The 12472-nt window shown below is 61.1% G+C and carries 10 protein-coding genes; 5 read left to right on the forward strand and 5 right to left on the reverse strand.

Annotated features, from left to right (window positions below):
- Positions 1-7: 7 nt before the first annotated feature.
- From M0D68_RS04530 to M0D68_RS04540, 3 genes are all read right to left on the reverse strand, one after another.
- Positions 8-1735 carry an IlvD/Edd family dehydratase gene (locus M0D68_RS04530; protein ID WP_093634361.1) on the reverse strand — a complete coding sequence of 576 codons (1728 nt, stop codon included), beginning with the start codon at positions 1733-1735 and terminating at the stop codon, positions 8-10.
- 347 nt (positions 1736-2082) lie between these two features.
- Entirely contained in the window at positions 2083-2841 is a 759-nt protein-coding gene (locus M0D68_RS04535) for an SDR family oxidoreductase (RefSeq protein WP_266223883.1), read from the reverse strand.
- Positions 2842-2990: 149 nt separating this feature from the next.
- Positions 2991-3953 carry a GlxA family transcriptional regulator gene (locus M0D68_RS04540; RefSeq protein ID WP_266223975.1) on the reverse strand — a complete coding sequence of 321 codons (963 nt, stop codon included), beginning with the start codon at positions 3951-3953 and terminating at the stop codon, positions 2991-2993.
- A 253-nt stretch (positions 3954-4206) separates the two neighbouring features.
- Between M0D68_RS04540 and M0D68_RS04545 the strand changes: the two genes are divergently transcribed.
- Together M0D68_RS04545 and M0D68_RS04550 are read left to right on the forward strand one after the other, a co-directional pair.
- Positions 4207-4845 carry an HD domain-containing protein gene (locus M0D68_RS04545; RefSeq protein WP_200617603.1) on the forward strand — a complete coding sequence of 213 codons (639 nt, stop codon included), beginning with the start codon at positions 4207-4209 and terminating at the stop codon, positions 4843-4845.
- A 265-nt stretch (positions 4846-5110) separates the two neighbouring features.
- On the forward strand, positions 5111-5404 hold the full coding sequence (locus tag M0D68_RS04550; RefSeq protein ID WP_200652326.1) for a hypothetical protein: 294 nt from the start codon (positions 5111-5113) through the stop codon (positions 5402-5404).
- Between the two features lie 54 nt (positions 5405-5458).
- On the opposite strand, the gene M0D68_RS04555 is transcribed toward M0D68_RS04550, so the two are convergent.
- On the reverse strand, positions 5459-7045 hold the full coding sequence (locus M0D68_RS04555; protein WP_200617600.1) for a Na+/H+ antiporter: 1587 nt from the start codon (positions 7043-7045) through the stop codon (positions 5459-5461).
- 970 nt (positions 7046-8015) lie between these two features.
- On the reverse strand, positions 8016-8741 hold the full coding sequence (locus tag M0D68_RS04560; protein WP_054034730.1) for a GntR family transcriptional regulator: 726 nt from the start codon (positions 8739-8741) through the stop codon (positions 8016-8018).
- A 162-nt stretch (positions 8742-8903) separates the two neighbouring features.
- Between M0D68_RS04560 and M0D68_RS04565 the strand changes: the two genes are divergently transcribed.
- The 3 genes from M0D68_RS04565 to M0D68_RS04575 all read left to right on the forward strand — a co-directional run bounded on the left by M0D68_RS04565 (position 8904) and on the right by M0D68_RS04575 (position 12455).
- Positions 8904-10124: an alanine--glyoxylate aminotransferase family protein gene (locus tag M0D68_RS04565; RefSeq protein ID WP_154565045.1), complete on the forward strand. Its 1221-nt coding sequence runs from the start codon at positions 8904-8906 to the stop codon at positions 10122-10124.
- Between the two features lie 255 nt (positions 10125-10379).
- The gene (locus M0D68_RS04570) at positions 10380-11666 is read left to right on the forward strand and encodes an MFS transporter (RefSeq protein ID WP_200617597.1); all 1287 of its coding nucleotides are present in this window, start codon (positions 10380-10382) and stop codon (positions 11664-11666) included.
- Positions 11667-11705: 39 nt separating this feature from the next.
- A complete protein-coding gene (locus M0D68_RS04575) occupies positions 11706-12455 on the forward strand; it encodes a 2-keto-4-pentenoate hydratase (protein WP_266223884.1) in 750 nt (249 codons plus the stop codon).
- The last annotated feature ends 17 nt before the right edge of the window (positions 12456-12472 follow it).

Genomic DNA, 12472 nt, shown 5'->3' on the forward strand with positions numbered 1-12472 from the left:
CGTCCGCTCAATGCGAGTCGCGCGGCACTGCCGCACCGCTGGAACCGACGAGGAATGCCAGGTCGGCTCCCAGATTGGCCTGCTGGACCGTCTCGACATACAGCTTGTACCAGCCGCGTGCGGGCGGTTCCGGCGCCTTCCACTCCGCTCGGCGGCGCTCGAGCTCCGCATCGTCGATATCCAGATGCAGGCGTCGCCCGGCAACGTCGAGTTCGATCATGTCGCCATCGCGAACGAGCGCCAGAGTGCCACCCGCGGCCGCTTCGGGCGCTACGTGCAACACGACTGCGCCGTAGGCAGTGCCGCTCATCCGGCCGTCCGAAATGCGCACCATGTCGGTAATGCCCTGCTTCAGAACCTTGGTGGGGAGCGGCATGTTGCCTACCTCGGCGAAGCCGGGATAGCCCTTCGGGCCCGCGCCTTTGAGCACCATCACGCAGCTGGCGTCGATGTCGAGGCTCTCGTCGTTGATGCGTGCGTGCAGGTCCTCGACGTTTTCAAACACCACGGCGCGGCCGCGATGCTGCAAGAGTTCGGGCGTGGCCGCCGATGGCTTGATGACCGCGCCATCCACTGCAAGATTGCCTTTGAGCACGGCAATGCCGGCCTTCGGCTTAAACGGCTCTGCGACCGGAAAGATTACCTTGCGGTCGAAGCATTCTGCGCGACTCACGTTCTCCCAGATGCTGCGGCCGTTTACCGTCAACGCGTCGCGATGCAACAGTTGCGCCTCGCCGAGTTCGCGCAGGACGGCGGGCAAGCCGCCGGCATAATAGAAATCTTCCATCAAGAATTCGCCGGAGGGTTGCAGATTCACGAGGCACGGCACATCCGAACCGCGTTCCCAGTCTTCCAGCTTCAGGTCAACCCCGATACGTCCCGCTATCGCCAATAGATGCACCACGGCGTTGGTCGAGCCACCGATCGCCGCATTCGTGCGGATCGCGTTTTCGAACGCTTCGCGCGTGAGAATCTTGCTCATTGTGAGGTCCTCACGGACCATCTCGACGATGCGGCGTCCCGCCATATGAGCCAGTACCTGACGGCGCGCGTCGACGGCGGGAATCGCGGCGTTGTGCGGCAAACCCATTCCGAGTGCTTCGACCATCGAGGCCATGGTCGACGCCGTGCCCATGGTCATGCAGTGCCCGCGCGAGCGGTTCATACAGCTTTCCGCCTCGATGAACTCTGCCATCTCCATCTTGCCCGCTCGCACTTGCTCTGACATTTGCCAGACGCCGGTACCCGAACCGATGGTCTCGCCCCGGTAGCGGCCGTTCAGCATTGGGCCGCCCGAGACCGCCAGTGCGGGAAGGTTGCACGACGCCGCGCCCATCAGCAGCGCGGGCGTGGTTTTGTCGCAGCCGCATAGCAGGATGACACCGTCGATCGGATTGCCGCGAATCGACTCTTCGACATCCATGGACGCGAGGTTGCGAAACAGCATCGCCGTAGGCCGCAAATTCGATTCACCCAGCGACATGACCGGAAATTCGAGCGGGAAGCCGCCTGCTTCGTAGACGCCTTTCTTGACGTATTCGGCGAGTTCGCGGAAATGCGCATTGCAAGGCGTCAATTCAGACCACGTATTGCAGATGCCGATGACAGGCCGGCCATCGAACAGATGATGCGGTAGACCCTGATTCTTCATCCATGAGCGATGGATGAAGCCGTCTTTGTCGGCTTTGCCGAACCAGGCCTGGCTGCGCAATGGCTTTTTGGGTGAGGTGCTCATGGTCGTCTCCTTCACGCACTCGCGGACTCGACAGATGCTCCGCGTATTCAGGTTCTTCGAACGGCCGGATGCGGTTCGAACCGAGCGTGGTTATCGGGTAACTCTATGGGCGGTGTGACGCTTCGTCAACTTACTTTTCCGCTGTCCCACTATGCAGAAATTTACTCATCTCTAGATTAGCTTTGCTAACTAATGTAGTAATGCCATTGAATTGGGCAGCGTCGTGTACGATCAGACAGGTGGGTTGGTGGATAAGGGTTGAGCGCAGCGCGATGGTTGCGCCCGGCGTGTGAGGTTCGACGTTTCAGCCGAAAGGTGAGGTTTTACGGGAGCACGAAGCTCGCGTATCAGGCCTGCTTCGCGACCTCGCGAATGTCGGCCACAGGTGTTTGGCCGAATGCATCGCTGAAGGCGTAATCGAGCAACTGGGTGGCGCATTGTTCGGGCGTCGAAAGCTGGCCGTTGCGCTTGAGGTCTTCGAATTTTTCGCGCATCGGGAACTGTTCCTCGCCGCTGCTGCGAATCTCCGCCTGCATATTCGTATCGATCACGCCCGGCGCCAGGCTGCAGATACGCAGCGCGCGATTCGCGTCGAGTGCAACGGCGCGTGCATGATGATCGAGCGCGGCCTTGGTCGCGCAGTAGATGCTCCAGCCGGGATACGCACTGCGCGCCGCGCCGCTGGAAATATGCATGATGCGGCGGTCGGTTGCGTCGACGCTGGCTGCGGCAAGCGCGCTCGCCAGCATCAGCGGCGTGGCCACGTTCAGACTCACGGCGGTCGCGATGTCGGCGGCGTTCTGGCCTTCGATCGGACCGATCGGCTGGACCATGCCTGCGTTGTTGATCAACAGTACGGTCTGCGCGCCGCTGACGAAGCTGCGCAGTGCATCGGTTGCGACCCACTGCGCGACGCGCGTGGGATCCGCAAGCTCGAGCTCGATTTCGTCGAGCAGTGCCGGGAAACGCTCTTTGAGCGTGGCGTGACGCGAGCGGGACAGACCCAGTACCGCGACGCCGCGCGTCAGCAGTTGTTCAGTGAGAGACGCGCCGAGGCCGCGATTGTGGCCGGTAACGATCGCACGGATCGGAGAAGAGGGAGACATGTCGTTCCTTGTGATCGTTCGCTTGAGAAGACCGCTATTTTCTCACGCTATGTCTGATGCTTGCAGCGACCCGGGTCTTCAAGTCGCATTTCGGCGGCGCGCTAACGGCTCTCCTGAATGGTGCCCATGCCGCCGTCATCCTGCTTCCCTCAGGCAGAGCGAAAGCGCTCGCGATATTGCATCGGCGTGACGCCGATTCGCTTCGTGAAGACAATGCGCATCCGGTCCGCGGTGCCGAAGCCGCAGTCATACGCAATCGCCTTGAGCGCGGCATCGCTGCTTTCGAGCAACTTGCGCGCCGCATCCACGCGAGCACGCTCGACGAATTCATGCGGCGTCACCCTGGTTTCCTGCACGAACACGCGGGCGAAATTCCGCGCGCTCATTCCGGCGACGTCCGCCAGTTGTTTGACCGTAAAGCTCTCGCGAATCCGTTCCATGACGTGCGCCTGCACTTTGGCGACCGGCGAGGTGTCGTCAGCGGGTGCGGTCAGGTAAGGGCTGAACTGCGATTGACCGCCTTGCCGCTGTGCGAACACCACCAGCCGTTTGGCGACGGCGAGCGCCGTATGCGGCCCGTAATGTTCGGCGACCAACGCAAGCGATAGATCGATGCCCGCTGTTACACCCGCTGACGTGACCAGGTTGCCGTCACGCAGGTAGATCCGGTCGAAATCGACATGGGCTAGCGGAAACTGCTCGGCGAGTTGCGCCGCGTGCTGCCAGTGCGTCGTTACCTTGCGTGCGTCGAGCAGCCCCGCGTGGCCGAGCGCGAACGCGCCGGTGCAGATCGAGCCGAAACGCTCGCATTGTGTGGCGGCTCGCGACAACCAATCCAGCAAACGTGTGTCGGGCGTGGTGCCGTCGGGCAATGCAGGGCCGCCTGCAACCAGCGCAAGATCAAACGGCCGGCGTGCCTGGTCGAACGTGGCATCGGCGACGAGCGTCATGCCGTTGGACGCACGCAGTGGACCCGGCTTCGCGCTGAGCAGCGTGATCTCATAGCGATCCTGCGGCGCGATGAAGCGATTGGCTTCGGAGAACACATCGACCGGACCGGCGACGTCGAGCGCCTGCACGCCGGGAAAGATCGCGATCGCGACGGTAGGCATCGAATGATCTCCTTTGACGATGGATGAGAATCCGCGGCCTGCGGCAGTCAACGCGGTGCGTTTGGCAGTGTTCAACGGTCCGCGGCGATTGCCCGCGACGGCTTGCTGACCAATACTGAGCTTCATCGGACGCGCTGCTCGACGGGTCAAATAAGCAGCCAGAAAAAGCATCGCGGACCAGCATACCAAACGCGCTATCGAGTCACAAAGACCGCGCGTCGGGTTCACTCAAGTCTTTCATGGAGCACATCACATGACCACGATCGCAGGCATCCACATTCCCGACAGCATGATGGCGCGCGAAGCCACGCAGCTTGTGCGCGATACCGAAACCGAGTTGCTCTATCACCATTCGCGGCGCGTGTTCCTGTTCGGCTCGCTGGCCGGTGCGCGCAAGCAACTCAAGTATGACCCCGAGCTGTTGTACATCGGCGCGATGTTTCATGACATGGGGCTCGTCGCGCCGTATAGCAGCGAGCATGATCGCTTCGAGGTGGACGGCGCCAACGCAGCGCGTGATTTTCTGCAGCGCCACGGCATCGGCGAAGACGATATCGAGCAGGTGTGGAACTCGATAGCGCTGCACACTACGCCTGGGATTCCGCAATATATGAAGCCAGTGGTCGCACTGGTGACCGCAGGCGTGGAGATGGACGTGCTGGGCCTCGCCTATGACGAATTCACCGAACACCAGCGCCATGAAGTGATCCACGCCCACCCGCGCGGCGCGCATTTCAAGGAAGGCATCATCGACGCATTCGCGCACGGCACGATCCACAAGCCGGAGACGACCTTCGGCAACGTGAAGGCGGACGTGCTGGCATTGAAGGACCCTCATTACCATCGCGAGAATTTCTGCACGATGATTTTGGGGTCGTCCTGGAAGGATTAATTAGTCGGCGTGCCGCGGCGAAAATGACAGCCGCGCAGAAGAAATATTATCGGCGCAATTTTCGTCCAGCATGTCATTTCCAGTCAGCGTTCGCGACTAAGGCCATGAAACACCCGGTCGATCGTGCGCAGCGGTCAGCCCAGGGTGTTGCATCCTCAGACCCGGCAGTGCAACGGATTCATCGCGGCAAGCCAGTCTGAGCACTTGAGTGTCGCTTATGCAGCCCTCCTTGAAGCCGGGCTGCTCACGTAAGACTGGAGATGAAATGAAATCGATCCGAGCCGCACTGATGTGCGGATTGCTGCCGCTCGCGCTTGTCGCGGGTTCTGTGCAAGCACAGGGAATAGGACGTGCCGGCACCTATCTGATGCCACCCGAGTACAGCATGATGATGGACAAGCTGAGCCCTGAACAGCGCGCTCAGGCCATCGGCATCCAGCAAAAAATGATGCAGATGGATATGGAGTATCAGGACACGATGGCGCAGATGGAGATGAAGCACGCGCACGAGATGATGCAGATGCAAAATCAACTGCTGGACATTTTCAAAGGCCATTGACGCTCACCGCGGTTCGACCGGTTCGCGTGTGGACGCACGTCAGGCGCGGCCCGGTCATCCCCTGCCATGCAACGCGGCGATCTCCTGCAAATCGAGATCCCGCTCCAGTTCGGTTAGCAGTTCATCGTGAATCATCCCCGACCGATGCATCCGCAACAACTCGCTGCGACCGGCCGCGACGGCGGCGAGCACAACGTCGTAATGCGCGACGCGAACGTCGGCGGGATATTCCGTCACGTGCTGGTAGGTGTCCGTCATCTGCGCCCGATAGCTGTATTGCTCCAGTAGGCGCGGATGAATTACTTGTCCGTCGGCGTCGTGCACGAGTGGTTGGATGGCGGCGAATTGTGCCGCTTCGAGTCTCGCCCACGCCTGAGGCTCCGTCAAATGCTGTTCGTTGTGCTCCTTCACGCTATCCAGTTTGACCCAGCGAATCAGTGCACCGATCGTGGTCCCTTGTCCGAGCACGGTCACGAGAATCACCGCGAACGATGCCACCAGAATCAGATCGCGCCCCGGCATTGCCTCGGGCAACGAGAGCGCGATTGCCAGCGTCACCACGCCACGCATGCCGGCCCAACTCGTCACCGTCGACGAACGCCAGTCGAGCGCAATGTTTGCGCTCCGCGTCACCTTGCACACGAGTCCCTTCAACCATTCGACGGCAAACACCCATACGAAGCGCGACAGCACGACGGCTGCGATCACTGCGCCGACAGCGGGTGCGAACGCGGTCCACGCATCTCCGACGCCGCCCAGCCGCACGATCACGCCGCGCAGCGACAGCCCGATCAGAAGGAACACGAGCGCTTCCATCAGGAAGATCAGGACCTGCCAGAAAGCCGTGCCGCGCATGCGCACCGAGGCAGAGAAAACTTCGTGCTGGTGCCAGCCCAGCACCATCCCGCAACTGACGGTCGCGATGACGCCCGAGACGTCCAGCATGTCTCCTGCGATGTAGCTGAGCCACGGGGAGAGGGCGGATGCGGTGATGATGAGGTAGACGTCGTCGAGGTAGCGCAGCAGCCTGACGACCACGAAACCGATCGCGATGCCCACCGCCACGCCACCCAGGCCGAGCACCGCAAACCGCTCGACCGCGTGTTGAGCGTTGAACGTGCCGGTCAGCGCGGCCGCGACGGCGAAGCGGAACAGCACGATGCCGGCGGCGTCGTTGAGCAGGCTTTCGCCTTCGAGGAGCACCATCAACCGGCGCGGCAGCGCGACGCGTTCGAGTACGGCCTTTGCAGCGATGGCATCAGGCGGCGAGACGACCGCGCCCAGCGCGAAGCACGCGCTCCACGGCAAGGCCGGCACGACCCAATGCACGACCAGACCGACCGCGAGGGTCGTGAAGGCGACGGCGCCGATCGCGAGCAGCAGGATGCCGCCGAAATTGCGCTTGAATTCGTCCCATACGGAGAAGTAGGCGCCGTCCATGAGGAGCGGCGGCAGGAACACGACCAGGACCAGCTCGGGATCGAGGTTGATGCGAGGGAGTCCAGGCACGAAGGCCATCGCGGCGCCACCGACCAGAAGTGCCGCGGCCGGAGGGAGTCGTAGCCGCTTGGCGAGCAGTTGAAGACCGATCATCGCGCCGAGCGACAGCAGGACGAGTTTGAAGCCCATGACGGAGGACATGCGGGAGCCTCGGCGGGTGGCTGGGGATTACTTTTTATCACAGAGCAAGGTCGTTGCCTGCAGTCCATTGCCTGCAGTCGAGCCGACAGACGATACAGCTATTGCATCAAGCACTTGAGGTGACTGTGCGCAGCTTGTCCACAGGCTTGCCAACAATTTGTGGGGACAAGTTTTTTGGATGCTCGGCGCTTGTTTTGTCAGTGTTCTTCGCGCTTTGGCCTTTCCTTGAATTGTTAGTGGTCTATTAGTGTTGCCCCTGTGCGGGGCGGCACTTACTTTCTTTGCCGCCGCAAAGAAAGATAAGCAAAGAAAGCGGCTAGAAGCCCCTGCTAAGTGGGCACCGTGGTTTGCCTGGGGTAGTGGTGCGACTGGAATCCGTGTTCTCGCACATTCGGCGTTAGTGACAAAGGAGTCATCAGCTCCCACTCCGCACTGCGTGCGTCGCGGACGGGTCTGCAGGGGAAACCACGGGCTTCGGTTTTGGTTTGTGGGGCCGTTGGCTTTGCCTCGGCGATGCGCCTCTGCACTCACGCGGGAACCCTGCCTCAAATGATATGGCGGTGCCCCGCAATCACGGTCACGGCACGGGTGCCGTTGCCGTTCCAATCACAGTCGCGATGCCGGGGAAATGATGAGGTCACGATTTGATGACGAGACGCGAGCGCCAAAACGCAGCGATCGGTTTTATGAACGACTCTTCGGCGCGCGCAGCGCCGCCGGAAGTATGACGCCCTTGTCACAAGCTTATGCACGGGCACGAACCCAGATTCCAGATGCACCACTACCCGCAGCAGACCACGGTGCCCGCTTAGCAGGGGCTTCTAGCCGCTTTCTTTGCTTATCTTTCTTTGCGGCGGCAAAGAAAGTAAGTGCCGCCCCGCACAGGGGCAACGCTAATAGACCACTAGCAAATCAAGGAAAGGCCAAAGCGCTAAGAACACGGACAACAAGCGCCGAGCATCCAAACACCTTATGCCTTCAACACCGAAGCCGCCACGTCCTCCCGCGATTGCACCTGCAAAACTGCATCCCGCTTATCGAGCAAATGCTGACGAAGAATCGCGCTCAACTTCTTCCCATCTCTGGCCTCGAGCGCCTTCAACATCTCATCGTGATCATGAATCGCACTATCCCACTTGGGGATCTGAAAATTCGACCGGAACCGCAACGCCTGCAAACGTCGATTAACCGCGACATAAGTCTGCCGCAGTGCTGAATTCCTCGCCGCCTCATTGATCTTGTCGTGAATCGCCTGGTTGCGGCTGTAGTACCCAGCCAGATCGTTCTGCGTCCGGCAAGCCAGCATCGCGTAATGCAACGCCTTGATCTCGGCGAGCTCCGCAGCCGTCATCCGCTCCGCCGCCAGTTCGCCGGAGAAAGCCTCAAGACCGCTCATCAGTTCGAAGGTCTCGCGCAACTCCGCTTCCGACATTTTCGACACCGACGCACCGCGATTCGGCGAAATCTCGATCAGCCCTTCGGCAGCCAGAACCTTCAGCGCCTCCCGCAACGGCGTGCGCGAAATCCCAAGCGTCTCGCACAACTCGCGCTCGTTCAGTTTCTTGCCCGGCTCGAGCACCCCCTCGACGATAAAGCGGCGAATGTGCTCCACCACCGTGTCGTGCAAACGCTGACGCTCAACCTTCGGCATCAGCGGGGAAGCGGCTACACCTGCATCGAAATCCGAATTTTGCATACAAAAGCCCTCAACATCGTGTTAGACGCGATTTTATCGGAACCATGCAGATTAGTTAATAGCACGGGTAAACACCGGTATCAGCAGGCAATTTTCGCCTTGGGATCGTCACGGATCATCTGATATAGTTTTTTGCATGCAAAATTCAATCGGAGGAGCCCAATGCTCAAGCTAGACTTTCATCCCGCTGGCCGTCACTTTCTGCAGATTCCGGGTCCGAGCCCGGTGCCCGATCGCATTCTCCGTGCGATGAGCTACCCGACCATCGATCACCGCGGCCCCGAGTTCGGCGAACTCGGTCTGAAGGTGCTCGAAGGCATCAAGAAAATCTTCAAGACGCAGCAACCGGTGGTGATCTATCCGGCCTCTGGCACCGGCGCGTGGGAAGCGGCGCTATCGAACACGCTGAGCCCGGGCGACAACGTGCTGATGTTCGAAACCGGCCACTTCGCGACGCTGTGGAAAAAGATGGCGGAAAGCCTCGGGCTGAAGCCTGAGTTCCTCGGCCTGCCTGGTATTGAAGGCTGGCGGCGCGGGGTTCAGCCGGACATGATCGAAGAGCGTCTGCGCGCCGACACGCAACACGCGATCAAGGCCGTGTGTGTCGTCCATAACGAAACCTCGACGGGCGTCACCTCGGACATCGCCGCCGTGCGCCGCGCGATCGACGCAGCCGGTCACCCGGCACTGCTGCTGGTCGACACGATCTCGGGTCTCGCCTGCGCCGACTATCGCCATGACGAATGGGGCGTCGACGTCACTGTGTCAGGCTCGCAAAAGGGTTTGATGCTGCCGCCGGGTATCAGCTTCAATGCGATCTCGCCGAAGGCATTGGCCGCCAGCAAGCAGGCCAAATTGCCGCGCAGCTTCTGGGACTGGACCGACATCGTCGAGATGAACAAGACCGGTTACTGGCCGTACACGCCGAACACGAACCTGTTGTATGGGCTTCATGAGGCGCTGGAGATGATTCTCGGCGAAGGGCTCGACAACGTGTTCGCCCGTCACGAGCGTCTCGCCGAAGCCACCCGCCGCGCGGTCCGCGCGTGGGGTCTGGAGATTCAGTGCGCGGATCCCGCTGTGTATAGCCCGGTGCTGACCGGCGTGATGATGCCCGAAGGCATCGATGCCGACGCCGTGCGCAAGCTCATCTACGAACGCTTCGACATGTCGCTCGGTACGGGCCTCGGCAAGATGAAAGGCCGCATGTTCCGCATCGGCCACCTCGGCGACTGCAACGACCTGATGCTGCTGGCGACGCTGGCCGGTTGCGAAATGGGCTTGCGGCTCGCGGGTGTGCCCCTCAAGGAAAGCGGCTTGCCTGCCGCTATGGAGTGGTTGAGCCAGCCGACCAAAGCCTCGGGGCTGAAAGCCGCGGCTTAAGCGATGGCGCGCCACGCGCATCGGTGCTCACCACATCGGTGCGTCAGCGCCTCTGCCTGACAGGCAGCAAATAGCAAGCAGCAAGCAACAGGCATCTCGCAGCAAGGGAAGGCGGGGGCACTTCCCTTACGAAGCCGCACATAGAACGCGGCTCATGGACAACATGCGATGGGCCCACAGCGCATGCCGCTGGCGGGCGACGACGCAGTGCGCCATTCCAGGCGCGCCGTCGATAGACTGCAATGGAGAGAGACGATGAAGCGGTTTCGTGTGAGCAGTGCGACCAGTATCGTTCTAGTGATGCTATGCATCATGTACTTCATCACTTACCTCGACCGCGTCAACGTCAGCACCGCGGCCGCAGGATTCGGCAAGGAATTCGGCCTCTCGCATACGGAAGTGGGCCTGGTGTTTTCGGCCTTCGCTTATCCGTATCTGATTTTCCAGATCATCGGCGGCTGGGTTAGTGACCGCTTCGGTGCAAAACGCACGCTGATTTTCTGCGGCGCTATCTGGGGCGTGGCGACGTTGCTGACCGGTTTCGCCGGGGGGCTCGTCTCGTTGCTGGCCGCACGCGTGTTGCTCGGTTTCGGCGAAGGCGCCACGTTTCCTGCTGCGACGTCCGCGATGGCACGCTGGGTTGCGAAAGAAAAACGCGGCTTTGCGCAGGGCATCACCCACGCGGCATCGCGTATCGGCAATGCGGTTGCACCTGGCTTGATCGTGCTGGTGATGGCGACTTGGGGCTGGCGCGAATCGTTCTATATCTGCGGCGTGTTCAGCTTGCTGTGGGTGGCGGTGTGGGCGTTCACGTTCACCGAACATCCGAAAGACCATCCGCGTATCACGACCGAGGAACTCGAAGTCCTCCCCGCGCCGAAGCCGAAAGCGGCCCGCGTGCCGTGGGGCAAACTGTTTCGCCGCATGTGGCCGGTCACGATCGTGTACTTCTGCTACGGCTGGACCTTGTGGCTGTTTCTCAGCTGGATTCCGCAGTACTTCCTGCACAGCTATCACCTGCAACTGCAAAAGTCGGCGATCTTCGCATCGGTCGTGTTCTTTGCCGGCGTACTCGGCGACACGCTCGGCGGCATCGTGACCGACTGGATCTTCACGCGGACCCGCAGCCTGAAGCGCGCCCGGAGCTGGATGGTGTCGGTGTGCATGTTCTTTTGTCTGCTCTCGCTGATCCCGCTGATGTTCACGCACGATCTGTATCTGTCGATGGCGTGTCTCGCCTCAGGCTTCTTCTTCGCCGAAATGACGATCGGCCCGATGTGGGCGATTCCGATGGACATCGCGCCGGAATACTCGGGCACCGCGAGCGGCATGATGAACACCGGCTCGGCATTGGCCGCGATCATCTCGCCGGTGGTCGGCGGATTTCTGATCGACTACTTCGGCAGCTGGGAGTTGCCGTTCGTCGGCAGCATGCTGTTGATGGCGATCGGCGTGGTGCTCGCGTTCCGCATGCAGCCGGAAAGCAAGTTCGCGCTCAACGCTGCCGATGATGCGCACGCCACCACAGGCGTGGGTGCATAAGCAGACAGCGCACCGTTCCCTCTCTTCGCCTTTAAAGCAATGACAACATCACTGAGTCAACGTCTCGCCGACGCGCGCCGCAATCACCTGACGCTCGATGCGTTGCCGCCTGAGCAAACGCCCGCCGACAGCACCGCTGCCTACGCGATCCAGCACGAGATACTGAACGTATTGAACGCGCCGATCGGCGGCTGGAAGATCGGCGCGAAGTCCGACAGCGGCCCGATCCAGGGCGCACCGTTACCGGCGAACGATTTGCACGCCGACGGCGCACGATTACCGCGTGAAGCCTTCGCGCCACTAGGACTCGAACTGGAGATTGCATTCCGTTTCGGCCGCCGCTTCGAGCCGTCGACAACGCCCTATAGCGAAGCCGACGTGCACGCAGGTATCGGCTTGATCGGCGCGACCATCGAGATTGTGGCGAGCCGTTACGCTGACTGGCCCAAGGTCGACAAGCTCGCCCAGCTTGCGGATTTGCAGAATCACGGCGCGTTGATTGTCGGCGAATTCACGCCGTATCGCGAGGATTTTCCGTTTGGGGCGCCGTCGCTGCAGTTCAGCTTTGACGGGAGTGACGTGGTGGCGACGACACCCGCCAATCCGGCCGGTGATCCGCGACGCCTGCTGACATGGCTTGTCAATCACGCCACCTCGCGCGGTATCGCGATCACGCCGGAGATGGTCGTCACCACCGGTTCGTACACCGGCATGTTTTTTCCGCAGAGCGCGGGCACAGCGAGCGGGCGTATTGAAGGACTCGCGCCGATCAGCCTGACGCTGTACTAGCCCGCTTTCCTATAGGC

Source organism: Paraburkholderia sp. SEWSISQ10-3 4, from assembly GCF_030464785.1.
Classification (GTDB): domain Bacteria; phylum Pseudomonadota; class Gammaproteobacteria; order Burkholderiales; family Burkholderiaceae; genus Paraburkholderia; species Paraburkholderia aspalathi.